Annotated in this window: 26 protein-coding genes; all 26 read right to left on the reverse strand. The window is 61.4% G+C overall.

What is annotated here, in order from left to right; genetic code table 11:
• Positions 1–3 precede the first annotated feature (3 nt).
• Positions 4–789: a flagellar biosynthetic protein FliR gene (fliR, locus tag HU731_RS07200; RefSeq protein WP_003192935.1), complete on the reverse strand. Its 786-nt coding sequence runs from the start codon at positions 787–789 to the stop codon at positions 4–6.
• Between the two features lie 4 nt (positions 790–793).
• Positions 794–1,063 (reverse strand): flagellar biosynthesis protein FliQ, encoded by a 270-nt coding sequence (gene fliQ, locus HU731_RS07205; protein WP_003192936.1) that lies wholly within the window; start codon positions 1,061–1,063, stop codon positions 794–796.
• Between the two features lie 4 nt (positions 1,064–1,067).
• Positions 1,068–1,811 (reverse strand): flagellar type III secretion system pore protein FliP, encoded by a 744-nt coding sequence (gene fliP, locus HU731_RS07210; protein WP_032895954.1) that lies wholly within the window; start codon positions 1,809–1,811, stop codon positions 1,068–1,070.
• Positions 1,811–2,245, reverse strand: a complete 435-nt coding sequence (gene fliO / locus HU731_RS07215; protein WP_044274977.1) for a flagellar biosynthetic protein FliO — start codon at positions 2,243–2,245, stop codon at positions 1,811–1,813. The genes fliP and fliO overlap by 1 nt, the downstream gene beginning before the upstream one ends.
• 1 nt (position 2,246) lies before the next feature.
• Entirely contained in the window at positions 2,247–2,714 is a 468-nt protein-coding gene (fliN, locus tag HU731_RS07220) for a flagellar motor switch protein FliN (protein ID WP_003192941.1), read from the reverse strand.
• A 43-nt stretch (positions 2,715–2,757) separates the two neighbouring features.
• Entirely contained in the window at positions 2,758–3,726 is a 969-nt protein-coding gene (fliM, locus tag HU731_RS07225) for a flagellar motor switch protein FliM (RefSeq protein WP_014719344.1), read from the reverse strand.
• Between the two features lie 9 nt (positions 3,727–3,735).
• Positions 3,736–4,236 (reverse strand): flagellar basal body-associated protein FliL, encoded by a 501-nt coding sequence (gene fliL, locus HU731_RS07230; RefSeq protein WP_003192946.1) that lies wholly within the window; start codon positions 4,234–4,236, stop codon positions 3,736–3,738.
• A 210-nt stretch (positions 4,237–4,446) separates the two neighbouring features.
• Complete coding sequence (locus tag HU731_RS07235) at positions 4,447–5,730, reverse strand: flagellar hook-length control protein FliK (RefSeq protein WP_186606848.1); 1,284 nt, start codon at positions 5,728–5,730, stop codon at positions 4,447–4,449.
• Between the two features lie 160 nt (positions 5,731–5,890).
• Positions 5,891–6,247 (reverse strand): Hpt domain-containing protein, encoded by a 357-nt coding sequence (locus tag HU731_RS07240; RefSeq protein WP_003192950.1) that lies wholly within the window; start codon positions 6,245–6,247, stop codon positions 5,891–5,893.
• Between the two features lie 30 nt (positions 6,248–6,277).
• Positions 6,278–7,996: a fused response regulator/phosphatase gene (locus HU731_RS07245; protein WP_186606849.1), complete on the reverse strand. Its 1,719-nt coding sequence runs from the start codon at positions 7,994–7,996 to the stop codon at positions 6,278–6,280.
• Positions 7,993–8,298 (reverse strand): STAS domain-containing protein, encoded by a 306-nt coding sequence (locus HU731_RS07250; protein ID WP_186606850.1) that lies wholly within the window; start codon positions 8,296–8,298, stop codon positions 7,993–7,995. The genes HU731_RS07245 and HU731_RS07250 overlap by 4 nt, the downstream gene beginning before the upstream one ends.
• A 190-nt stretch (positions 8,299–8,488) precedes the next feature.
• On the reverse strand, positions 8,489–8,938 hold the full coding sequence (gene fliJ, locus HU731_RS07255; protein WP_032895946.1) for a flagellar export protein FliJ: 450 nt from the start codon (positions 8,936–8,938) through the stop codon (positions 8,489–8,491).
• Between the two features lie 3 nt (positions 8,939–8,941).
• Positions 8,942–10,300, reverse strand: a complete 1,359-nt coding sequence (gene fliI / locus HU731_RS07260; RefSeq protein ID WP_186606851.1) for a flagellar protein export ATPase FliI — start codon at positions 10,298–10,300, stop codon at positions 8,942–8,944.
• Positions 10,290–11,054, reverse strand: a complete 765-nt coding sequence (gene fliH, locus HU731_RS07265; protein ID WP_186606852.1) for a flagellar assembly protein FliH — start codon at positions 11,052–11,054, stop codon at positions 10,290–10,292. The genes fliI and fliH overlap by 11 nt, the downstream gene beginning before the upstream one ends.
• Before the next feature lie 10 nt (positions 11,055–11,064).
• Positions 11,065–12,081, reverse strand: a complete 1,017-nt coding sequence (gene fliG, locus HU731_RS07270; RefSeq protein WP_003192957.1) for a flagellar motor switch protein FliG — start codon at positions 12,079–12,081, stop codon at positions 11,065–11,067.
• The gene (gene fliF / locus HU731_RS07275) at positions 12,074–13,849 is read right to left on the reverse strand and encodes a flagellar basal-body MS-ring/collar protein FliF (protein ID WP_032895944.1); all 1,776 of its coding nucleotides are present in this window, start codon (positions 13,847–13,849) and stop codon (positions 12,074–12,076) included. Before fliF ends, fliG begins: the two co-directional genes overlap by 8 nt.
• 16 nt (positions 13,850–13,865) lie before the next feature.
• A complete protein-coding gene (gene fliE, locus HU731_RS07280) occupies positions 13,866–14,195 on the reverse strand; it encodes a flagellar hook-basal body complex protein FliE (protein ID WP_003192959.1) in 330 nt (109 codons plus the stop codon).
• A 282-nt stretch (positions 14,196–14,477) separates the two neighbouring features.
• Positions 14,478–15,854 (reverse strand): sigma-54-dependent transcriptional regulator, encoded by a 1,377-nt coding sequence (locus HU731_RS07285; protein WP_186606873.1) that lies wholly within the window; start codon positions 15,852–15,854, stop codon positions 14,478–14,480.
• A gap of 7 nt (positions 15,855–15,861) precedes the next feature.
• Positions 15,862–17,073, reverse strand: a complete 1,212-nt coding sequence (locus tag HU731_RS07290; protein ID WP_225931630.1) for a sensor histidine kinase — start codon at positions 17,071–17,073, stop codon at positions 15,862–15,864.
• 110 nt (positions 17,074–17,183) lie between these two features.
• Positions 17,184–18,656, reverse strand: a complete 1,473-nt coding sequence (locus tag HU731_RS07295) for a sigma-54 dependent transcriptional regulator (protein WP_032895942.1) — start codon at positions 18,654–18,656, stop codon at positions 17,184–17,186.
• 169 nt (positions 18,657–18,825) lie between these two features.
• Positions 18,826–19,122 (reverse strand): flagellar protein FliT, encoded by a 297-nt coding sequence (gene fliT / locus HU731_RS07300; RefSeq protein ID WP_003192968.1) that lies wholly within the window; start codon positions 19,120–19,122, stop codon positions 18,826–18,828.
• A gap of 25 nt (positions 19,123–19,147) precedes the next feature.
• Complete coding sequence (fliS, locus tag HU731_RS07305; protein WP_014719355.1) at positions 19,148–19,537, reverse strand: flagellar export chaperone FliS; 390 nt, start codon at positions 19,535–19,537, stop codon at positions 19,148–19,150.
• A gap of 128 nt (positions 19,538–19,665) precedes the next feature.
• The gene (gene fliD, locus HU731_RS07310) at positions 19,666–21,033 is read right to left on the reverse strand and encodes a flagellar filament capping protein FliD (protein ID WP_186606853.1); all 1,368 of its coding nucleotides are present in this window, start codon (positions 21,031–21,033) and stop codon (positions 19,666–19,668) included.
• Positions 21,034–21,115: 82 nt separating this feature from the next.
• Positions 21,116–21,463, reverse strand: a complete 348-nt coding sequence (locus tag HU731_RS07315) for a flagellar protein FlaG (RefSeq protein WP_032895940.1) — start codon at positions 21,461–21,463, stop codon at positions 21,116–21,118.
• A gap of 76 nt (positions 21,464–21,539) precedes the next feature.
• The gene (locus tag HU731_RS07320) at positions 21,540–23,243 is read right to left on the reverse strand and encodes a flagellin N-terminal helical domain-containing protein (protein WP_186606854.1); all 1,704 of its coding nucleotides are present in this window, start codon (positions 23,241–23,243) and stop codon (positions 21,540–21,542) included.
• A gap of 385 nt (positions 23,244–23,628) precedes the next feature.
• A complete protein-coding gene (locus HU731_RS07325; protein ID WP_032895938.1) occupies positions 23,629–24,558 on the reverse strand; it encodes a ketoacyl-ACP synthase III in 930 nt (309 codons plus the stop codon).
• Between the last annotated feature and the right edge of the window lie 185 nt (positions 24,559–24,743).

A 24,743-nucleotide genomic window follows, 5' to 3' on the forward strand; every position in this document is an offset into this window, starting at 1 on the left:
GGCTCAGCGCGCCCGTGCCAGATCACGTAAGAACTGCAAGGCTTCGCTCGCCAGCGGTTGATACTGATTGAGAATGTCAGCCAGGCCGACCCAGAAAATCCCCATGCCCAGCACCAGGGTCAAGGGGAAACCAATCGAGAAGATGTTCAGTTGCGGCGCCGCACGGGTCATCACGCCAAACGCGATATTGACCACCAGCAGCGCGGTGATCGCCGGCAGCACCAGCAACAGCGCTGCGCCCAACACCCAACCGAGGCGCCCCACCAGTTCCCAGAAATGGTTGACCACCAACCCCGAGCCCACCGGCAAGGTGGTGAAGCTTTCAGTCAACACTTCGAACGCCACCAGATGACCGTTCATGGCCAGAAACAGCAAGGTCACCAGCATGGTCAGAAACTGCCCGATCACCGCCGCCGACACACCGTTGGTAGGGTCGACCATGGACGCAAAGCCCATGCCCATCTGGATCGAGATGATTTGCCCGGCGATCACAAACGCCTGGAAGAACAACGTAAGGGAAAACCCCAGCATGGCGCCGATCAGGATCTGTTCGGCAATCAGCAGCAAGGCGCTCAGGTCGAGGGCGTTCACCGGCGGCATCGGCGGCAGGCCAGGCACGATCACCACGGTGATCGCCACCGCGAAATACAGGCGCACGCGACGCGGTACCAGGGTGGTGCCGAACACCGGCATGGCCATCAGCATAGCCGTGACGCGAAACAGCGGCAGGATGAACGAGGCCACCCAGGTACTGATCTGGGTGTCGGTCAAGGCCAGCAAGGATTGCATCGGCTCAGCCGATCAACTGCGGAATACTGCCGTACAACTGCAGGATGTATTCCATGAAGGTTTGCACCAGCCACGGGCCGGCGACAATCAGGGTCACCAGCATCACCAGCAGGCGCGGCAGGAAGCTCAAGGTCTGTTCGTTGATCTGGGTGGCGGCCTGGAACATCGCCACCAGCAGGCCGACCAACAGGCTCGGCACCACCAGCACGGCGACCATCAGGGTGGTCAGCCACAGCGCTTCACGGAACAAGTCGACGGCGACTTCTGGGGTCATGGCGCTATACCCCTCCGAAACTGCCGGCCAGGGTGCCGATAATCAGCGCCCAGCCGTCCACCAGCACAAACAGCATGATCTTGAAAGGCAACGAGATGATCAAAGGCGACAGCATCATCATACCCATGGCCATCAGCACGCTCGCCACCACCAGGTCGATGATCAGGAACGGGATGAAGATCATGAAGCCGATCTGGAACGCGGTCTTCAATTCAGAAGTGACAAACGCCGGTACCAGGATGGTCAGCGGCGCCTGGTCCGGGGTGGCGATGTCGGTGCGCTTGGACAGGCGCATGAACAGCTCAAGGTCGCTGGAGCGGGTTTGCGACAGCATGAAGTCCTTGATCGGGCCCTGGGCCTTGTCGATCGCATCCTGAGCCGTGAGCTTTTCCGCCAGGTAAGGTTGCAGGGCTTGCTGGTTCACCTTGTCGAACACCGGCGCCATAATGAACAGCGTCAAAAACAGCGCCATACCGGTGAGGATCTGGTTCGACGGTGTCTGCTGCAGGCCCAGGGCCTGGCGCAGGATCGAGAACACAATGATGATCCGCGTAAAGCTGGTCATCAGCATGACGAACGCCGGGATAAAACTCAGCGCCGTCATGATCAGCAGGATCTGCAGGCTGACCGAATATTCCTGCGCGCCCGCCGCGTTGGTGCCCAGGGTAATCGCCGGGATCGACAACGGGTCGGCGCCCAGGGCCATCGGCGCGGCCAGCAACAGCATGAGCGTCAAGAAAACGCGCATTACTTCTTATCCTTCTGATCCTTGCCCAGCAATTCCATCAGGCGCTGGGCGAATTCTGGCGTGGCGGCTTCGGTCTTGACCGCATCCACCGGGGTCTTGAGTACATGCAGCGGGGTGATGCGGCCAGGGGTAATGCCGAGCAGGATCTGCTCCTCGCCCACCTGCACCAGCACCAGCCGGTCACGCGGGCCGAGGGCGCGCGAGCCCACCAGTTCGATCACCTGGCCGTTGCCCGGGCCGATGCGCTGCACGCGGCGCATCAACCAGGCCAGCACGAAGATCAGGCCGATCACCAGCAACAGGCCCAGCACCAGTTGCGTCAACTGCCCGCCGACGCTGCCGACCGCAGGTGCCGTGACTGCCTGCGCCACCGGTTCAGCCGCCAGGGCGCTCAATGGCAGCGCCAGCAACAGTCCCGCCATCGCGTACTTCATCTCAGCGCAACTTCTTGATGCGTTCGCTCGGGCTGATCACGTCGGTCAGGCGGATGCCGAACTTCTCGTTGACCACCACCACCTCGCCATGGGCAATCAGGGTGCCGTTGACCAGCACGTCCAACGGCTCGCCGGCCAGGCGGTCCAGCTCGATCACCGAGCCCTGGTTGAGCTGCAAGAGGTTGCGGATGTTGATTTCGGTGCTGCCCACTTCCATGGAAATCGACACCGGGATGTCAAGGATCACATCCAGGTTCGGGCCGTCGAGGCTCACCGGGTCGTTGTTCTTCGGCACGCTGCCGAATTCTTCCATGGCCAGGCGGTTGCCGGCCGGCGCGGTGGCGGCGTCGGCGGCCAGCAGCGCGTCGATGTCGTCCTGGCCAACATCGCCGGTTTCTTCCAGGGCCGCAGCCCATTCGTCAGCCAGGGCCTGGTCTTCGGCGGAAGTGTTTTCGTGTTCGGTAGCCATTACATGTCCTCGGCGCAGCAAACAATCATGAATTAGGGTTGAATCAGCGGCGGTTGATCGGCTCAACCACTTGCAGCGCCAGGTTGCCCTTGTGGGAACCGAGCTTGACCTTGAATGACGGCACGCCGTTGGCGCGCATGATCAACTCTTCCGGCAAGTCGACGGGGATGATGTCCCCAGGCGCCATGTGCAAAATATCCCGCAGGCGCAACTGGCGGCGGGCCACGGTGGCGCTCAGCGGCACATCAACGTCCAGCAGGTCTTCGCGCAGGGCCTTGACCCAGCGTTCGTCCTGGTCGTCGAGGTCGGACTGGAAACCGGCATCGAGCATTTCGCGCACGGGCTCGATCATCGAATACGGCATGGTCACGTGCAGGTCGCCGCCACCGCCATCGAGTTCGATGTGGAAGGTCGACACCACGATGGCTTCGCTGGGGCCGACGATGTTGGCCATGGCCGGGTTCACTTCCGAGTTGATGTACTCGAAATTGACTTCCATGATCGCCTGCCAGGCTTCCTTCAAGTCGATGAAGGCCTGCTCCAGCACCATGCGTACCACGCGCAGTTCGGTGGGGGTGAATTCACGCCCTTCGATCTTGGCGTGACGGCCGTCGCCACCGAAGAAGTTGTCCACCAGCTTGAACACCAGCTTGGCGTCGAGGATGAACAGCGCGGTGCCGCGCAACGGCTTGATCTTGACCAGGTTGAGGCTGGTGGGCACGTACAGCGAGTGCACGTATTCACCGAACTTCATCACCTGCACACCGCCCACGGCCACGTCCGCCGAGCGGCGCAGCATGTTGAACATGCTGATGCGGGTGTAGCGGGCAAAGCGTTCGTTGATCATCTCCAGGGTCGGCATGCGTCCCCGCACGATGCGATCCTGGCTGGTCAGGTCATAACTTTTGACGCTGCCGGGTTCGGCAGCCATTTCGGTCTGTACCAGACCATCGTCCACGCCATGCAACAGCGCGTCGATTTCATCCTGGGACAGCAGGTCTTGCACGGCCATGTCGTGATCCTACTGCAATACGAAGTTAGTGAAGAGCGCCTGCTCGACCACGACTTTGCCGAGTTCTTTCTGGGCCACTTCCTGCACGCTGGCAGTGACCTTCTGGCGCAGCATTTCCTGGCCGACCGGGGTGGCCAGGCTGTCGAAGCTCTGCCCAGAGAACAGCATCACCAGGTTGTTGCGGATCACCGGCATATGCACCTTGAGGGCATCGAGGTCCGCCTGGTTGCGCGCCAGCAAGGTGATGCTCACCTGCAGGTAGCGTTGACGACCATTCTGGTTGTAGTTGGCGACAAAGGCCGGAAGCATCTGCTCGAAGATTGCCGGTTGCTTGACGTTGGTGGCAGCTTCGGCAGCGGGCGCCGGTTTGCTCGCACTGCTGTGCATGATGTACCAAGTGCCGCCCACCGAGGCACCGATGGCCAGGAGCAGGCCCAGCACAATCAACAGGATCAGCTTGAGCTTGCCTTTACCTGCGGGGGGAGTTGCTGCGTCGTCGCTCTTCGCCATGCCAATAATCCGTCACTATTCGGGGATTCGTAGATCTATGGCAAGGCAAGAGCAAGTGTTATGCCAGAGTTGGCTTAGGCGAAGACAACCTAAATCAAATGTGGGAGCTGGCTTGCCTGCGATGGCGGTGGGTCAGTGCACATGTGTGTCACTGATCCACCGCCATCGCAGGCAAGCCAGCTCCCACACTGACCGGGTTTGAGCAGGAAGTCAGGCGTAGTAGTCGACGGCGCTGGAGCCGATCACGCTCTGGCTCACGGGCGCTGCCACTTCGGCCACATCCACAGGGCCACCGGCGTCGCCGTTGTCAGCACGCCTGCCGCTGCCACTGATGCCCCGCGCCTGGCTCTGCTGTTGCTGCTGGTCCTGCCCCCGCGATTGGTCGGAGACATTCACATCCACCTGCCCCATGCCCTGCTGGGCAAACATCTCCCGCAAGCGCCCCGACTGGCTCTCCAGCGCTTCACGCACCACCGCATGGCCGCTCATGAAGTTGACCTGGGCCTGCTGGTCCGCCGTCATGTTGACCTTGATGTCCAGGCGCCCCAGCTCAGCGGGCTGCAACTGGATCTCGGCCGACTTGAGGTTGGCGCTGGACAGGTACATCACGCGGTTGACCACCTCTTCGGTCCAGCCGCTCTGGTGCATGGCCAGGGGCGCATTGGTGACGGGCGGCAAGGCATTCGCGGTTTTCGGCGTGGCCGCCTGGGTCAGCGCGGCCAGGCGGTTGGCGAAGTCATCCACACGGGTGTCGCTGCTGGCGTTCTTGAGGTCCTTGAGGCCGTCATCGATCAGCGCGCCGAAGGCCTTGTCACCGCCTTGGTCGGTGCTGTCCTTGGTGGCTTGCTGGTCAACCATGTTGGCCAGGCCAGCGGCAAAGTTCTGCGCGGCGGTCGGTTGGTCCTGAGTGGTGGGCGCGGCTTTCTGCGGCGCCTGGCTGCTGGCCGAGACGTGACCGCCCTGCTCCATCGCCAGGCGCACGGCCGGCATCGAATCCAGCGGGTCGGCCTCGGGGTCGAAGGCCGGCTGCTTGGGCTCCTCGGTTACGGTAATGAGCGGCAGGGCCTGGTCATCTTCGGCAGCGACGGCAGACGCTTGTACGGGCACAGGGACCGCCACCGGCGTCACGGCGGCGACCAGCGCCGGATCGGCCACCGGTTGCTGCGCCAGGGACGGGTCGGCCGGTGGCTCGCCTTCACTGTCTGCGCTGTCGTCGCTCTTGGCCGGCTTGGCAGGCAAGGGATTGCCGCTATCGGCAACCGCTGGCGCACTGGCGGCAGGTTTATCGCTGGCGTCAGCCGCTTTGTCGCGCACGGGTTTGGCTGGCGCGTCGTCGCTCTTGGCCTGCGGCTTGGCAGCTTGCTTGGCAAACACTTGAGCGAATCCAGGGCCCTTGTCCCGCGGGGCCGCAGGCGCTACCGCAGGCGTGGCGGCCGGCGCTTGAGGCTTGGCTGCGGTGGCAGCCTGAAGGAGCGAATTAGGGGCGACTGGCATAAGTAAGGGTCTCCACTGCATGGGGTCGGGGATGCAGTCTGTGGAGGTAGAGCAAGAGTCGGGCCAGGTTTACAAAATGCCTGGACATATCCGATTCAATGTAGGAGCGAGCTTGCTCGCAAAAAACTCACAGGCGCCGCATTCATCCAGGAAGCACGCGTTATCGTTGACGTTTTTCGCGAGCAAGCTCGCTCCTACATTCATACAGTGGCTTGACCAGCGCAAACTCGTGATCAATCTGATCAACCAGCGCGCCTAGATCCGAGGCCGCCTCGACGGCCTCGGCCTCCAGCAACTCACACAATTGGGCCAAACGCACCGCCCCTAGATTGCCGCTGCTGCCTTTGAAACTGTGGGCAATCCGTCCCAACGTTTTGGCGTCGCCCCCAGCCTTGCGCAGTGCTGCGACGCGCTCTTGCGAGTCTTCGATAAAGGTGTCGAGCAACGTCGGGTACTCGCTCTCCATCACTTCCTGCAAGTCTGACAACACGTCGGGGTCCAAATGAATCTCAGCCACTTGCTCGCTCCTTGATCAAGAATCGGCGGATTATGCCAGAGCCTCCCAACAAAACTCCACGCAGACACTGCGCCCGCCATCGGACCAGCCTACAGCGCTGCTCAGTTGACGCACCAGGCTCAAGCCCCGACCAGACAGACGGTCGATCTCCACGGGGCGTGCCAGCTCCTGCTCCACATCAAAACCCTGCCCGCTGTCTTCCAGACGCAAGGTCAGTTTGCCGCCCTTGTCGGTGGGTACCACCTGCACATGCACGCGCACGTAACCGCTGTCCAACTGCGCCAGCCGCTCATGGCGCTGATGATAATACTGCGCAAACCCCTGGGCATCGCGCTTGAGCCGTGAGTCCAGGCCCAGCACGCCATGCTCCAGCGCGTTGGAATACAACTCGGCCATCACGCTGTAAAGCGCCCCGCTCTGCTCACGCAGGCCGTGGATCTCCAATAGCAGTTGCAGCAGGTACGGCAACGGGTTGTAGGTTCTGAGGGTCTGGGCGCGAAATTCGAAACTCACCGACCAATCCAGTGGGCACGACTGGCCGCTGTCGGCATACATCGGTTCGGCCGTCCGCAAGGGCTGGCCTGCCTGCAAGGTGATCTCGACCATGCTGACGTCATCGCGCGCCTGGCCGCGAAAGGCCGCCAGCGCCTGCTCGATGTCCTCGAACAGGCGGTCAGGCTCGCGGTTGGCGGCGAACACCTGCTGCAAGCGCTCGGCGCCGAACAGTTGATCGTTGGCGTCAGCGGTGTCCAGCACGCCGTCGGAGAGCAAAAACACCCGGTCGCCCAACCCCATGGGCCAGACTTCGGTGCTGTCATCGAACGCCTCTGCCGACAACACCCCCAAGGGCAGGTGCCGCGACATCAACGGCGTGCGCCTGCCCGTGGCGACTTCATGCACATAGCCTTCGGGCATGCCGCCGTTCCACACCTCCACCGCCCGCCGCTGGGCGCTCAGGCACAGCAAGGTGGCGCAGCAGAACATGTCCACCGGCAGGATGCGCTTGAGCTTGGCGTTCATTTCCCGCAGGGTCTGCGTGAGGCCGTAGCCCTTGGCGGTCATGCCGTAGAACACTTCGGCCAGGGGCATGGCGCCGATGGCGGCCGGCAAGCCATGGCCGGTGAAATCCCCGAGCAGCACGTGCATGTCACCCGATGGCGTGTAGGCCGCCAGCAACAAGTCACCGTTGAACAACGCATAAGGCGATTGCAGGTAGCGAATATTCGGCGCGGCGTTGATGCAACCGGAATGGGCGACCTTATCGAACACCGCCTTGGCCGCCCGCTGCTCATGCATCAGGTGTTCGTGGTGCCTGGCGATCAAATCCCGCTGTTGCAAAACCGTGGCCTGCAGGCGACGCAGGCGGTCCATGGCGTTGATCTTCGCCGCCAGGATCAAGGGGTTATAGGGCTTGGGCAGAAAGTCATCGCCGCCGGCGTCCAGGCACTGGGCCAGGGCTTCGCTTTCGCGTAGCGAGGTGAGGAAGATGATCGGCACCAGCGCCTCCCCCGCCAGTTGCTTGATCTGCCGTGCGGCTTCAAAGCCGTCCATGATCGGCATCAGCGCGTCCATCAGCACCAGCTGCGGGCGCTCGCGGGCAAACACCTCAATCGCTTCGGCGCCATTGCTCACCGTCAGCACCTGATGGCCCTGACGGCGGATGATGCTCGCCAGCAACAGGCGGTCGGCGGCACTGTCTTCGGCGATCAGGATGGTCAGCGCCTCCAGGACCGGGGCCAGGGCACTCAATTGATATCGAACAGTTTGTCGAAGTTGGAGATGGCGAGGATCTTGCGCACGTCGGAGTTGCTGTTCGTCACGCGGACCTCGGCGTCATCGCCGCCGGCATGATCCCGTAGCAACAGCAGCATGCCGAGGGCCGAACTGTCCATGTAGGTGGCATCCTTGAGGTCGACGATATAGGTCTCGGGGACCTTGTAGTAACGCTCGTAGGCCTCCCGAAACGCCTGGTGGCTGCCGAAATCGAACCGGCCCTTGATTGCGATCGTCAACTTCTTCCCATCCAGGGATACTTCTGACTCGACTGACATGTGACTGCTTCCTTGTCATTGCACTAGACACAAGGTGTAGCAGCTGAACCGCATCCAAGCAACACGGCAAATGCCCTTTGTAGGAGCGAGCTCGCTCGCGAAAAACTCACAGGCGCCGCGTTCATCCAGGAAGCACGCGTTATCGTTGACGTTTTTCGCGAGCAAGCTCGCTCCTACAGAAGGGGGTGCGTTAGAACTGCTCTGGGCGGGGAAGGCGTTGGGAGAGTTCATCGAGCAGTTTTTGCTCGCGCTTGTCTTCGATGGCTCGCGCTTCGTCGATGTAGCGCTGCACCAGTTTGCGCAACCCTTCGACGCGGGCAAACGCCGCTTGCCAGGCTTCGCGGGCCTTGTCGAGGTTGGCCTCGTGCCAGGCCAGGCTTTGGCGTTGCTGACCAACGGCGGTTTCAAGCTGGTTGAGAAAGCCCTGGTACCCCATCAGCCACTGGCCGGACACGCCCTGGCTACCGCGCTCGATCCACTGTTGCTGGTACTCGCCCCGAAAACGCTCCAGGTCGCCCAGCTTGCTTTGGGCCAAACGCACCTGGCCCTGGAAGTAGCCAAGGCGCTGTACGGCGGCTTTCTCGGCCTTTTCGGCCATGTCCACCACCGGGGCCAGGCGGGCGGCGCGGCTGTTGGCCATGGCTTAGCCGCCCGGCGCCGGGGCGAAGATGGACTGCAAGTGCGCCTGGCTTTCGCCCATGGTGATCTTGTCGTTGAGGCCTTGGCGCAGGTAGGTTACCAGTTGCGGCTGCAAGGCGATGGCCAGGTCGGTGTCGCGGTCGCCACCGGCCACATAGGCACCGACGCTGATCAGGTCACGGCTTTGCTGGTAGCGCGACCACAGCTGCTTGAACTGCTGGGCACGGGCCATATGCTCGGGCGTGACCACCGCCGGCATCACCCGGCTGATGGACGCTTCGATATCGATGGCCGGGTAATGCCCCTCTTCCGCCAAGCGCCGCGACAGCACGATGTGACCGTCGAGCACGCCCCGCGCCGAGTCGGCAATCGGGTCCTGCTGGTCGTCGCCTTCGGACAACACGGTGTAGAACGCGGTGATCGAGCCGCCGCCGGCTTCGGCGTTGCCGGCACGTTCCACCAGCTTGGGCAACTTGGCGAACACCGATGGCGGGTAACCCTTGGTCGCGGGCGGTTCACCGATGGCCAGGGCGATCTCGCGCTGGGCCTGGGCGAAACGCGTGAGCGAGTCCATCAGCAACAGGACGTTCTTGCCCTTGTCGCGAAAATATTCGGCGATGCGTGTGCAGTACATCGCCGCGCGCAATCGCATCAGAGGTGCATCGTCTGCCGGAGAAGCGACGACAACGGAACGCTTGAGCCCTTCTTCACCGAGGCTGTGCTCGATGAACTCCTTCACTTCGCGGCCCCGCTCGCCGATCAGCCCCACCACGATGATGTCGGCCTCGGTAAAGCGCGTCATCATGCCCAGCAACACCGACTTACCCACGCCGGTACCGGCGAACAGGCCCAGGCGCTGGCCGCGACCGACCGTCAATAAACCGTTGATGCTGCGAATGCCCACGTCCAGCGGCACGCTGATGGGGTTGCGCTTGAGCGGGTTGATGGTGGGGCCGTCCATCGGCACCCAGTCTTCGGCTTTCATGCCGCCCTTGCCGTCCAGCGCACGGCCGGCACCGTCGAGTACGCGGCCCAGCATGCTCATGCCCATAGGCAAACGACCGGTGTCGGCCAGCGGCACCACGCGGGCGCCGGGGGCAATGCCGGCGAGGCTGCCGACCGGCATCAGGAAGATCTTGCTGCCCGAAAAGCCCATCACTTCGGCTTCGACTTGCACCGGGTGGTAACTGTTGTCGTTGATCACCAGGCAGCGGCTGCCCATGGCGGCGCGCAGGCCCTCGGCTTCGAGGGTCAGGCCGACCATACGCAACAGGCGCCCTTCGAGGATCGGCTGGCCCGGCAACTCGGTGACCTCGGCGTAGCTGCCCAGGCGCTTGGCGAAGCTGGTGCGGTCAAGGCGCATCGGTGGCGTCCAGGTCAACGCTCAGGTCAGGCTCGGCGGGGTGCAGGGCCTGTTCATGCAGTTGATCGAACAGCTTGGCCATGATCTGGCTGATGCGGGTTTCCACCGTTGCATCGATGCGGCTGTGCTCGGTTTCGACGCGGCAACCGCCGGGCTGCAACGAAGCGTCTTCGACGATGCGCCAGGTTTCTTCATGGCGCTCGCGCAGGGCTTTGACCTGTTCGAAATCCTGGGGGTTGATGTACAGCCGCACATTGCCGACGCCCAGGGGCAGCAGCTTGAGGGCTTCACGCATCACCGCTTCGATCTGGCTGGAGTCGAGCACCAGTTCGCGCTGGATCACCTGCCGTGCGATGTGCTGCACCAGGCTGACCATGGATTTTTCCAGCTGTGAGTCCTGTTCGGCGATAGGGTCGAACAGATTGCCCATCAAGCGCTCCAGGCTGCCCAGTTTGGTGGCCAGCGCCGCCTCGGCTTCCTGGCGAACCTTGAGGGTGGTGCTGCGAAAACCGTCTTTCTCCCCCGCCGCAAAGCCTTCGTTGTAGGCCTCCTGGCGAATGGTTTCCAACTCTTCGAGGGTCAGTGGCTGGACTTCATCCAGCGGCACTTCTTCCATTTCCGCCGGCGGTTCCTCCACCGGCTCAGGCTCGGGCTCCGGCACATGGGGGTCGAAGCTGGGCAGCGACCAGATGTCAAAGCCGCCGACATCCCGCGCGCGAATCAGGTCGCTGGGCGCCTCATCTTTATTCGACATGCAAGGCGCCTTAGATCATTTCTTCGCCGCCCTTCCCGCCGAGAACGATTTCTCCGGCTTCGGCCATACGGCGGGCAATGGTGAGGATTTCCTTCTGGGCGGTTTCCACGTCGCTGACGCGCACCGGGCCCTTGGCTTCCAGGTCGTCGCGCAACAGCTCCGAGGCGCGCTTGGACATGTTCTTGAAGATCTTTTCTTTGACGTTCTCGTCCGAGCCCTTGAGCGCCAGCACCAGCACGTCCGAGGACACTTCGCGCAGCAACGCCTGGATGCCACGGTCGTCGACATCGGCCAGGTTGTTGAACACGAACATCAGGTCTTCGATCTGGCCGGACAGGGTGTCGTCGATCTCGCGGATCGAGTCCATCAACTGGCCTTCGACCGAGCTGTCGAGGAAGTTCATGATGTCGGCCGCGCGCTTGATGCCACCCAGGGTGGTGCGCGAGGCGTTGGAATTGCCGGAGAACTGCTTCTCCAGAATGGTGTTGAGTTCTTTGAGCGCCGCTGGCTGCACGGTGTTGAGCGACGACACGCGCAGGATGATGTCCAGGCGCACTTTATGGTCGAAGTGGCCAAGCACTTCACCGGCCTGGTCCGGGTCCAGGTAGGCAACCACGATCGCCTGGATCTGCGGGTGCTCGTAGCGGATCACGTCGGCTACTGCGCGCGGTTCCATCCACTTGAGGCTGTCCAGGCCGCTGGTGTTGCCACCCAGCAGGATGCGGTCGATCAGGCCGTTGGCCTTGTCTTCGCCCAGGGCCGAGGTGAGCATCTTGCGAATGTAGCTGTCGGAGCCAACGCCCAGGCTGGTCTGGTCGCCGACGATCTCAACGAACTCGCTCATCACCTGCTCGACTTGCTCGCGGTGCACATTGCGCATTTGCGCCATGGCCACGCCCACTCGCTGGACCTCTTTAGGGCCCATGTGGCGCAGCACTTGGGCAGCGTCGGTTTCACCCAGGGACAGCAGCAGCACGGCGGCTTTGTCGACCCGGGACAGCTTGGCCACAGCGGCTCGATCATTCATCTGCGTTAATCCACTCTTTCACGACCTGGGCCACACGGCCCGGGTCTTCTGCCACCAGACTCTTGATTGCGTTCAACTGAGCGTCATAGCCTTCGCTCGGGCTTGGCAACAGGATGCTTTGCGGGCCGCCGAGGCTGACGCGGTCGTTGGCCAGTTCGCCGTCCAGGCCGCCCATGCCACCCAACTCGACGTCGCCACCGGCCAGCGCCAGTTGCTTCTTGCTGCCGCCGGTGATGTTGTTGAGCACCGGGCGCAATACGCCGAACACCAGCACCAGGATGAACAACACCCCGAGCACTTGCTTGACGATGTCCCAGAACCACGGCTGGGTGTAGAACGCCGGGTCAGCGATGACTTCACCGCGCTCGGCGGAGAACGGCATGTTGATCACGCTGACGCTGTCGCCACGGCTGGCGTCGAAGCCAACGGCGTCCTGCACCAGGCGGGTGAAGCGCGCCAGCTCGTCAGCCGTCCACGGCGCACGGGTCACCGCGCCGTCTGCTGGGTTGACCTTGACCTGGTCATCGACCACCACCGACACCGACAGGCGATTGATCTTGCCCTGTTGCTGCTTGGTGTGGCTGATGGAACGGTCGAGCTCGAAGTTCTTGGTGGACTGGTTACGCTTGTCCGCAGGGTACGGCGCAAGCATCGGCTGGCCGGTGGCCGGGTCCATGATCTGCTGGCCGTTGGCGTCCAGCAGCGGCTGGCCAGGCTGGATCGCCCCAGCTGTAGCGGCGGCGCCACCGGTGGTTTGCGGTGCCGAGGCCGGCGCAGGTGGCTGGTTGCTCAGGGCGCCCGGCACACCTTGGGGGCCATTGCTGGCGGTGCGTTGTTCGCTGGTGGACTGCTCGCTGCGCAGGGCTGGCTGGTCGGGGTTGAACTGCTCGGAAGTGGACTCGACGGCGCTGAAATCCACGTCGGCCGACACTTCAGCCTTGTAGCGGTCGTTGCCCAATACCGGCTGCAGAATGTTATGCACGCGCTGGGTGAGCATGCTCTCCATGCGGCGGCTGTAGTCGAACTGTTTGCCGGCCTGGGTCAGCGCGGAGTTTTCGGCCATGTCGGACAGCAGGTTGCCCTTCTGGTCCACCACGGTGATTTGCGACTTGCTGAGTTCCGGCACGCTGGTGGCTACCAGGTTGACGATCGCCAGCACCTGGCCAGGCTCCAGGGAGCGGCCGGCAAACAGCTCGACCAGTACCGAGGCGCTGGGCTTGCGTTCGTCACGCACGAACACCGAGCTTTTCGGAATCGCCAGGTGCACACGGGCAGCCTTGACGTTATTGAGGCTGGAAATGGTGCGCGCCAGTTCGCCTTCCAGGCCACGACGATAGCGGGTGGCTTCCATGAACTGGCTGGTGCCCAGGCCCTGGTCTTTGTCGAGGATTTCAAAACCGATATTGCTGTCGGACGGCGCCACGCCAGCGGCGGCCAGTTTCATCCGTGCGCGGGCCACGTCATCGGCCTTGACCAGCAAGGCGCCGGAGTTGGGCTCCACGGTGTAGGCGATGTCGGCGGCGGCGAGGGTTTCCATGATCTGCTTGGAATCCATGCCCGACAGGCTGCCGTACAGAGGGCGGTAATCGGGTTGCTGCGACCACAGCACCACGGCAAAACCAATCGCCACGCTGGCTGCCAGGCCCACCATCAGGCCCACCTGACGCAGCATGGTCATTTCCGAGAGGTTTTCCAGGAACGACAGGCCAAACAACGGCGGTTTGCCGTCGGCCTTGGCGGGGAGGTTGTCGGAGAGTGCTTCAGCCATGACTTAAATCTCGTCCTTAAACCGGCATCTGCATGATGTCTTGATACGCTTGAACCAGCTTGTTACGCACTTGGGTCAAGGCCTGGAAGGACACACTGGCCTTTTGCGAGGCGACCATCACATCGGTGAGGTCCACGCCGCTTTTACCGATCTCGAAGGCCGTCGCCAACTGGCTGGACGCCTGCTGGGTATCGCTGACTTTATTGATTGCCTGACCGAGCATGTCGGCAAAATTGCTTTGGCCCAATTCCGGCGCTGGCGCGACGGATTTCGGTTGAGCCATGGCATCCATTTGCATGGCGCGCATATCCAACATCAACCGATTGAACTCAATACCCTGGCTCATGACCTTCTCTCTCCGACGACCTGCAATTTTTTGACACTACGCAGCGGTTACCAGGGGTGGTAGCAACAAGGGTGCCAGCTCTGGAGCAACTCGTAAGAAAAGGCGACAAAGCTTGTCAAACTTGTTACCGAAGATTTTTTGGCCCTTCTTACCGCACGGTTTTCTGTAGGAGCGAGCTTGCTCGCGAAAAACGTCAACGATAACGCGCGCTTCCAGAACGCCCGCGGCGCCTATGAGTTCTTCGCGAGCAAGCTCGCTCCTACACACGGGATTGGCGCGGGGTCAGGTGGCGAAAAGATAGGCTTCCACGTCCATACCGGCATCGCGCATCTGCGCCAGCTTGTAGCGCAAGGTGCGCGGGCTGATGCCCAGGCGCTCGGCCGCTTCTTTGCGGCGGCCGCGCTCGGCGCGCAGGGTGTCGATGATCATCTGGAATTCGCGACGGCGCAGGTCATCGCCCAAGGCACCACCTGATTCCGCCTCGGCGACCACGGGAGCCGGGGCCAGGCTCGGCAGCGGCGCAGCGCCATTGCCCATGGCCAGGCAAAAGTCTTGCGGCTGGATCAAACCGCCCTGCTGCAAAATCAACGCACGCTGGATCGCATTGTCCAGCTCACGCACGTTGCCCGGCCATGGATAACTGACCAGGCACGCCTGGGCCTCGGGCGATAAACGCGCCTGGGCGTGCTTCATTTTTTTGACGTGGTTGTTCAGCAGGCGCTCGGCCAAGGGGATGATATCCGCCGGGCGCTCGCGCAGTGGGCGCCAGGCCAGCGGGAACACCGACAGCCGGTAGAACAGGTCTTCACGGAAGCGCCCCGCCGCCACTTCGCCCGCCAGGTCGCGGTTGGTGGTGGCAACCACACGGATATCCAGCTGGATCGGCTTGCGCGCGCCCACGCGCTCCACTTCACGCTCCTGCAACACGCGCAGCAACTTGGCTTGCAGGCCCAGGGGCATTTCCGAGATTTCGTCGAGCAGGATGGTGCCGCCGTCGGCCTGTTCGAACTTGCCGGCCTGGGCCGCGATGGCGCCGGTGAACGAGCCCTTTTCATGGCCAAACAAGGTGGCTTCGAGCATGTTGTCGGGGATCGCCGCGCAGTTGATCGCAATGAACGGCTGCTTGGCACGGCCCGATTGCTGGTGAATATACCGCGCCAGCACTTCTTTACCGGTGCCGGACTCGCCGGAAATCAGCACGGTGGAATCACTGCGCGCCACCCGCGCCGCCAGCTCCAGCAATTGCGCGCTGGCCGGCTCAAAGGCAATCGGGCCATCGCCCTCGGCTGCGGGCATCACGCCCAGGGCATGCCGGGCCACCAGCTCGATCAACGCCTTGGGCTCGAACGGCTTGACCAGGTAATCCGCCGCGCCTTGACGCATGGCATCCACCGCCCGCTCCACCGCGCCATGGGCGGTCATCAGCAGCACTGGCAGTTGCGGCTGGCGCACGCGCAGCAGGCCGAGCAACTGGTGGCCGTCCATGCCGGGCATGTTGACGTCGCTGACCACCAGGCTGAAGGTTTCCTGCTCGACCGCCTCCAAGGCTTCCTCGGCAGAGCCGACCGCACGGTAGTCATGGCCCGCCAACAGCAGCGTGTCTGCCAATGCTTCACGCAGGGCGCGATCGTCTTCCACCAATAAAACCTTGATAGCCATCATCCTCTTACTCCGCGCTTGCCGCGCTGGAAAACAGCGGCAAGGTCATCAATGCACAGGTGCCACGCCCCAGGCGGGAACGCAGCTGCAATTGTCCCTGATGGGCACGGGCCACTGCCTTGACCACGGTCAGGCCCAGGCCAGTGCCGTTGGTCTTGGTGGTAAAAAACGGCTCACCCAGGCGTTGCAGCACTTGCGGGGCAATACCGCTGCCGCTGTCGCTGATGCACAGGCGCAGGGTTTGCTCGCGGGTGTACAAGTGCACCTTCAATCGTGCACCTGGGCCACTGGCCTGGGTGGCGTTTTCGATCAGGTTGAGCAGCGCGCCCACCAAGGTGTCGCGGTTGCACAGCAATTCGCCCTGGTGGCTGTCGCACTGCCAGCGCAGGTTGGCCTCCTGCACATGGGTCGCCGCTGCCGCTTGCAGGGACTGCATCAAGCCGGCAGGGGTAACGCGATCGGTCAGCGGCAGTTCGCCGCGGGCAAACACCAGCATGTCGCGCACTTGGTGTTCCAACTCATGCAGGCGCTCCTTGAGGCGCCCGGCAAAGCGTTGGTGGGTGGCCGCGGGCAATTGCTCGTCAGTCAAATGACTGGCGTAGATCAATGCCGCCGACAATGGCGTACGAATCTGATGGGCCAGGGAAGCGACCATCCGCCCCAGGGACGACAGCCGCTCATGGCGCGCCAGTTGATCTTGCAGGTGCCGGGTTTCTGTCAGGTCATTGAGCAGCACAAGCTGGCCAGGCTCAGCGTCCAGGGAACGGGTGGCGATGGACAGCCGGCGCCCGTCCTTGAGGGAGACTTCGTGGCCGTCGTCTTCACGGGGGGCAAAACAGCGGGTGATGACTTCACGCCACAACTCGCCTTCCAGCGGCAGGCCGAGCAGGTCGCAGGCTGCCGGGTTGGCTTCGCGCACACGGCCCTGGTCGTCGATGACGATCACGCCACCGGGCAACAGGTCCAGCAGGTTTTGCAGGCGGTTGGCCAGGCGTTCTTTCTCGGCCAGCTCTTGCATGCGCTGGGCGCTGACCACCGCCAGCTCGCCTTTAAGCTCGGAAACCCGCGCCTCAAGCAGGCTGTAGGAGTCGGTCAGCTGGCTCGACATCTGGTTGAACTGCGAGAACGCGTGCTCCAGGCCCAGGCGGGTCGGCGGTTCTACAGGCGAAACCAGCCCCTGGATGGCAGGGGCCGAAGATAGTTGGGCGGCGTGGGGCATGATGCTCTCTCGCTTGGCTGACCGTCAGTTAAACGGAACGTTGCGAGGGCTGTAGCAATACCCGTGCCGAAAAAAATCTACCTATAAATCAAGTAGCTGAAAAACAGGCGTCAATCATCCGCCTGTTCATCACCTTCTTTGCGGCTCATACCGTACTTGCGCATCTTCTCCACCAGGGTGGTGCGACGGATACGCAGACGCTCGGCGGCGCGGGCCACGATGCCATGGGCATCGTCCAGGGCCTGCTGGATCAACCCTTGTTCCAGGCTGCCGAGGTAGTCCTTCAGATCCAGGCCTTCGGGCGGCAACATCGCGGTGGCGCCGAAGTCCGGGGTATGACCGTTGATCGCCACGCGCTCTTCCATGTCGCTGCGCAGGCTGTCCATCTGCTCGTCTTCGTCGTCGACGTAGCGGAATTTCTTCGGCAACTCGACCACGCCGATCACCCCGTATGGGTGCATGATCGCCATGCGCTCCACCAGGTTGGCCAGCTCGCGGACGTTGCCCGGCCAGCCGTGGCGGCACAGGGACATGATTGCCGCGGAGTTGAAGCGAATGGAGCCGCGCTTTTCGTGCTCCATGCGCGAGATCAGTTCGTTCATCAGCAACGGGATGTCTTCCACGCGCTCACGCAGCGGGGCCATCTCGATAGGGAATACGTTGAGGCGGTAGTACAGGTCTTCGCGGAAGCTGCCGACCTCGATCATGCTTTCGAGGTTCTTGTGGGTGGCGGCAATGATGCGCACGTCCACGCTCTGGGTCTTGTTGCTGCCCACGCGCTCGAAGGTGCGCTCCTGCAACACGCGCAGCAACTTGACCTGCATCGGCAACGGCATGTCGCCGATTTCATCGAGGAACAGGGTGCCGCCATTGGCCAGCTCAAAGCGCCCGGCACGGCTGGTGATCGCCCCGGTAAAGGCGCCCTTCTCGTGGCCGAACAATTCGCTTTCCAGCAGCTCTGCCGGGATCGCCCCGCAGTTGACCGGCACGAAGGGCCCGTCGCGGCGCTTGGAGTGATAGTGCAGGTTGCGCGCGACCACTTCCTTGCCGGTGCCCGACTCGCCGAGGATCAGCACGCTGGCGTCGGTGTCGGCCACTTGCTGCATCATCTGGCGCACGTGCTGGATGGCACGGCTGGTGCCGACGAGGCTGCGAAACAGGTTGGGCTCACGGTGACGGCCGCGCTCGCGGGCCTGGTCGTACATCTCGCGATAGACCTGGGCGCGGTGCAGGGAATCGAGCAATTTGCTGTAGCTGGGCGGCATTTCCAGGTTGGACAGCACGCGGCGGCGCTGGTCTTCCGGCAGGTCCACGGAAGAAATATCGCCCATTAGCAACACCGGAAGGAACTCATCCCAGGTAGACAGTGTCTTTAACAGGCCCAGAACTGCGCCAGGAGCGTTTACCGTCCCGATCAATACGCAAATGACTTCACGGCTCGACGACAACGAGCTGACCGCCTGCTGCCAATCGTGGCTGCCGCAGGGTAAATTTTCTTCACCGAGAAAATTTAAAATCACCGCTAAATCGCGGCGGCGGACGCTATCGTCATCGATCAGCAGAATTTTGGTTTCACGCCACATGCAATAGCAACTTCCCTAGTAAAACTTCCTGCCCCGGAATGAGGGCAATCTAGACGTCTGTAAGATTTCTTACCTTCTAGACGTCTGAAATCTGAAAACAGCACTAGTTAAGTCAAAAATGTTGGCACAGTCAAATATATGACGCGCCGTTCGGATTAACTGCGCCCGTTCAACCGAACAGATGGTAAACCTTTGACGCATTTTTCGCTTGGTTGATCTGCGACATCTCTTCGAAAATCGCCTGGCGCTCGCCGGTCGTCACCTCCAGCAACTGCCGATACACCACCAGCAGGCTTTCCAGCTTTTCGCGCAGTGCATCCTCATCTACCGGCGCCTCGCTGAGCACCTCATCAATCACCGCCCGGCACCCCAGGTCCAACTCGCCGACAGCTTCCCAGTTGCGCTCAGCCAGCGCGCCGATCAGGGCTTCGCGGGTTTCGTCGATGCGTTGCAGTGCGTGGCTCATGATGTGTACCTCAAGGCAATCGGCCTTATTGTGGAGCGATGGCATCCCAGCCGGTCTTGACGGTGATCAGCAGACGGGCGACTTCGTCGATCATCTCGACGTCATTGACTCGGTTGGCCTCGACCAGACGATTGCCCATGTAGTTATACAAGGCATCCAGACGCTGGATCGCGGCCGGATCTTCGGCTTTCTCCGGCTCCAGACCATCGCGCAGGCCCGAAATGATTTCGATCGCCTTGCCCAGCATCAGGCCCTTTTGCGCGATGTCCCCGCGGCTCAACGCACCCTTGGCCTGCGCCATGCGGTCCAGGCCACCTTCCATCAGCATCTGCACCAGGCGGTGCGGGCTGGCTTCGGAGACCTGAGCGTGGGCATTGACCTTCTGGTACTGGCGAAGGGCTCTCATCGGGTTCATGTTGCTACCTCGTTACTGGCGACAATCGAATAGGTTTGCTTAACCAGTTTTTCGACCACGGCGATAAAAACTTTAATCCAGCACCCTGCGCGAGAGCCCCTGGACAGGGCCCTGGCGCGCACCGCTCATCAGTTCGACTTAGGATTGTTCAGCGAGTTGAGGGTGGTCAGGATGCTGGAGCTGCTGGCGTTGATCTGCGCGATCATGGTGTCCATCGCCGTGTACTTGGCGGTCAGGGACTTCTGCAAGGCATCCATGCGCCGCGTCAGGTCGTCGGTCTCTTTGTTCAAGTCGGTCAACTTGTTATTGAGATCGGTGGCCCGTGTCGCCAGGGTGCCGGTGGTGCCGACGTAGCTGCTGGTCGCCTTGTTCATGCGGGTGATCAAGCCCGTGTCGCCGGTGAACAGCTTGGCAATGTCGCCAGCGCCCTTGACCACGGCCTTGTCCCAGGTTTTGTCATCCAGGCTCAGCAGGCCGGTTTTCTGATCGGTGGTGATGCCCATCTGCGCCAGGCTGGTCATGGTGCCCGCGCCGGAGCCGTTGACCAACTCGGAACGCAGGCTGTTCACCAATTGACGCATCGACGCATCGCCGGTCAACGCACCTGCGGTGGTGGTGGAGGCATCACCGGTTGCGGTGACTTTGGTTTGGGTATTGATCGCCGTCATCAGCGTGTTGTAGGCGCTGACGAAGGACTGCACCGAGGTTTTCAAGGTATCGGTGTTGCTGGCCACGGTGATGGTGGTCGGCTTGGTGATGTCTACCGTGTCCAACAGGTCCAGGGTCACGCCACTGATCGCCGAGGTGATCTTGTTGCTGTTCGATGACATTTCAATGCCATCAATGGAGTACTTGGCGTTGGTCGGCGCCTTGCCTTTGTCGTAGCCGACAGCCAGCTGCGAATCACCGCTGAGGGTGATGTCGGTGCCCTCGCCCATAGTGGTCGAGGTCAGTACCAGCCGCGCGCCATTGGAGTCACTCAGTACGTTGGCACTGATGCCTTGGGACGAGAGCTGGGTGTTGATCGACTCGCGCACCTGTTGCAAGGTGGCGCCGCCAGGAATCACCACGTCGTAGCTTTTGCCCGACTGGTTGATGGTCAGCGTCTGGTCTTCGTCGGTGCTGTTGGCCTTGCCCGACGCGCCGTCCGCATTCACCGCCGTGGTGACTTTCGAGGCGGTCGCAAGGTTGGCGATCTTCAACAGGTACTTGCCGCTGGATGCACCGTCAGTCAGGGTGACCTTGGCGTTTTTCTCTTCCGAAGAAGTCGCCGCCAGCCCGTTGAAGGCCGAAGCATTGTTCAACTTGGTGATCGCCGCCTGGTAGGCTTCCAACGCCGTCTTGACCGAGCCCACGGCAGACAACTGCACGGTGGCTTTCTTCTGCTCGTTGGTGATCTGAGCCTGCTTGGGCGCCTGCTCGGCACCTACCAGCGCCTTGACGATTGCTTGGGTGTCGTAGCCCGAACCTGGGCCGGAAATCGTTGAACTAGCCATTTGCCATTCTCCTTGTCCTGCAGCGGCCGTTTTTTGGCGCTTATACGCCTAGACCGCAATCAGAAACATGTTTCGTGCCAACTCAAGCCTTGCTATCAAACAACAGGCTGCCGGCATCGCTCAGGTTCTGCGCCAATTTCAGCGCGGTCTCCGATGGAATCTGTCGAATCACTTCACCACTGTCAGTGGCGATCACCTTGACCACTACCTTGCCGGTAGAGTCATCGATGGAAAAATCCAGGTTGCGCTGTGAAGCCTGCACAAACTCACGCATATCGGTCACAGCCTTTTCCAGCGCAACGCGCTGAGGCTCTTCACTTTTGATCGGCTCATTGCTGGCCACAGGCTTGGCCTGGGTCACCACTGCGCCAAGGTTGGCCGGGGCCGGGGCTGCGGGGTAAGACGAGGTCAGCTTGATGCTCATGTCCATGTCACCACCTCCAAACTGAAAAAACGGAAGGGCACGTTGTTAAACGCACCCTCCCGTTATTTAACCGCTAGCGCTATTACTGAAGCAGCTTCAGAACAGACGATGGCAGTTGGTTGGCCTGGGACAGGATCGCAGTGGAAGCCTGTTGCAGGGTTTGTTGCTTGGTCAGCTCAGCGGCTTCAGAAGCGAAGTCAGCATCTTCTACGCGGCCTTTGGCAGCGGAGGAGTTCTGCGAAATGCTCTGCAGGTTGGCCACGGTGCTGGCGAAGCGGTTTTGTACGGCACCCAGCTGCGAACGCTGGCTGTCGATTTGCTGCATGGCGTCGTCCAGAGCCTGGATAGCCTGCTGCGAAGAAGCGGCAGTCAGGATGTTCAGGTCGGAAACGCTGGTTTCCATGGTGACGGCGGTTTTGGTGCCGGCAGCAGCAACAGTGGTCAGACCCAATGCAGCAAGGCCAGTACCGGCGCTGCCGTCCTTGATGGTGATGTCTTTGTCAGCGAACAGGTTCAGGGTACCGTCAGCGTTTTTGCTGGCTTGAACACCGGTGCTGGCACTGTTGATCGAAGCTACGATCGCGTCAGAGGTGTCGCCCTTCTTGAACTTGACTTCAACGCCGTTCACGTCGATCGAGGTGTCAGCGGTCAGTTTGGCTTGGGTAGTACCGGCGGACAGGCCCAGTTGGGACAGGGAACCGGCGGAGGTGTTGGCCAGCTTGATGTCAGCGCCGTTACCCGAAGTGACTTTGAAACGACCGTCCGCACCGAAGGTAGCGGAAGCACCAGTAGCGGTACCACCAGCTGCGGTTTCAAGCTTGGTCAGCAGGGAAGCCTTGGTATCGCCAACAGCCCAAGCTACAGCGTTACCATTTACAGAGATCGAACCGGCAGCAGTCATGTCACTCGAAACTGCCTCGGTACCGGCAGTCAGGCCAAGAGCGCCCAGACCGCTAGTACCGGCAGTCGGTGCTGCCAGAACGATAGCCTTGTCGGAAACCAGGCTTACTTTACCGGTGGCATCGGCACTAGCGGTTACGCCAGTAGTTGCAGTTTGTGCGTTGATGGCAGCTACAGCAGAGGTAGCAGCAGCGGTACCAGCAGCACCAGTACCGAGAGTGATATCGGTGCCGTTGATGTTGATGGCTTCGCCAGCCAGAACGGTGGCAGGAGCAGAACCAGTTGCGACAGCTTTATCAGCCACAACCGAACCAGTAGCAGTAGCAGCCAGACCAGTCATCGCGGTGCCATTTACAGCCGCTTCTTTGTAGTTACCCTTCAGCGCAGTCGAGCTGATGTCGGTCATACCGAACGAGATAGTCTCGTTGGCGTTGGCGCCGATCTGGAAGGCTACGTTGCTGAACGAGCCGTCCAGCAGGTTACGACCACCGAAGGTGGTGGTGCTGGCGATACGGTTCAGCTCGCCCACTTTAGCGGTGAATTCTTGCTGCAGGGAAACACGGTCAGCGTCGCTTTTATCACCGTTGGCCGCTTGCAGGGCGAGTTCACGCAGACGCTGCAGGGTGTTGGTGGATTCTTGCATCGCGCCTTCAGCGGTCTGGGCAATCGACACGCCGTTGTTGGCGTTGGCGATGGCAACGTTCAGGCCTTTGACCTGGTTGTTCAGACGGTTAGCGATCTGCATGCCGGCAGCGTCATCTTTGGCGCTGTTGATTTTCAGGCCGGAGGACAGACGGTTCATCGACTGGCTCAGAGCGTCGGAAGCTTTGTTCAGGTTCTTCTGGACACCCAGGGAGGTGATGTTGGTGTTTACTGATAATGCCATGACGAAATCCTCGTGGTTTGGATACTGCGGCTTCCGGCCCTGGCGACCGCCGGGTGTGGCCTAGAGAACCTACGTAATAGTTATCGTCGTGGTAGCCGGTTGCTTGAGGATTTTTTTGATTTTTTTTAGTAGCCCTGTGCCAGCCCTTGTATTTCAAGGCCTTATAGAGGCGTGAAACGCCCGTAATCACGGGTTACTGGCGCCAAAACTTCGCTCTTGTAGGAGCGAGCTTGCTCGCGAAGAACGTTAACGATGACGCGGGCATTCAGGATGCACGCGGCGTTCTCAGGTTCTTCGCGAGCAAGCTCGCTCCTACAGGGGGGGCGCAAAAAAAAACGCCGATGATCGTGGAATCATCGGCGTTTTTTGTGCAGCGGCTAAAGCATCACGGGCGATAAAGAATCGCCGAGCCCCACGACAGGCCCACGCCAAAGCCGCTGATGGCCACGCGCTTCCAGGTGGCGTCCATCACGTGCTTTTCCAGCAGCAGCGGGATGCTCGACGACACGGTGTTGCCGGTCTCGACCATGTCCTTGATGAACTTGTCCACCGGCGCTTCTTCAAAGCGGCGCGCCACGGCGTCGACGATGGCCGCACTGCCCTGGTGGATGCAGAACGCATCGATGTCATCGGCCTTGAGGTCCGACTCTTTGAGCAGCTCGTGCAAGTGCGCCGGCACCTTGAGCAAAGCGAAGTTGAACACCTGGCGGCCGTTCATGAAGAACACACCGTCGCTGACCTTCAGGTGCGGTGCGCCGGAACCGTCGGTGCCGAACTTGGATTTGCCCAGCAACCATGGCGCATCTTCGCCCATCCAGGTGGCGGTGGCGGCGTCGCCGAACAGCATGGTGGTGTTGCGGTCTTCCGGGTCGACGATCTTGGAGTACGGGTCGGCGGTGATCAGCAGGCCGTTTTTCAGGCCGGCGGCTTCCATAAAGCCTTTCATCGCGTAGATGCCGTAGACGTAGCCGGAGCAGCCCAGGGAAATATCGAAGGCGGCCACGTGAGTCGGCAGGCCCAGTTTGTCCTGGACAATGGCGGCAGTGTGGGGCAAGCCCTCTTCATCGCCGTTCTGGGTGACGACGATCAGCGCGTCGATGGACTCGCGCTTTAAATCCGGGTTATTGGCAAACAATGCGTTGACGGCTTCGACGCACAGGTCGGAAGTCTCCTGTGCAGCTTCCTTACGCGGCAGGAACGCCGAACCGATCTTGCCGATGATGAACTCTTCATCCTTGGCGAATTTGGCACCCTGGGCGTAGTTATCGATCCCGTCTGCCGGCACGTAACTGGCGATGCTTTTTATGCCAATCATTGTGGCTTCCCAATACTAAATAGCTGGAGAACACCCCTCGGGCTGCGCCGGGAGTGCTGACAATAAAGGGGATAACCCCATGAAAATCTCGCTGAAAGCCGCCCGATGAAGGCCCTGTGACGACTTATCCTTTTCACACGATACAGTGAAGATGCGCTTTATGACTCACAGGTCACTCAATTTTG

Origin of the sequence: Pseudomonas salmasensis, assembly GCF_014268375.2 — a bacterium.
Classification (GTDB): Bacteria; Pseudomonadota; Gammaproteobacteria; order Pseudomonadales; family Pseudomonadaceae; genus Aquipseudomonas; species Aquipseudomonas salmasensis.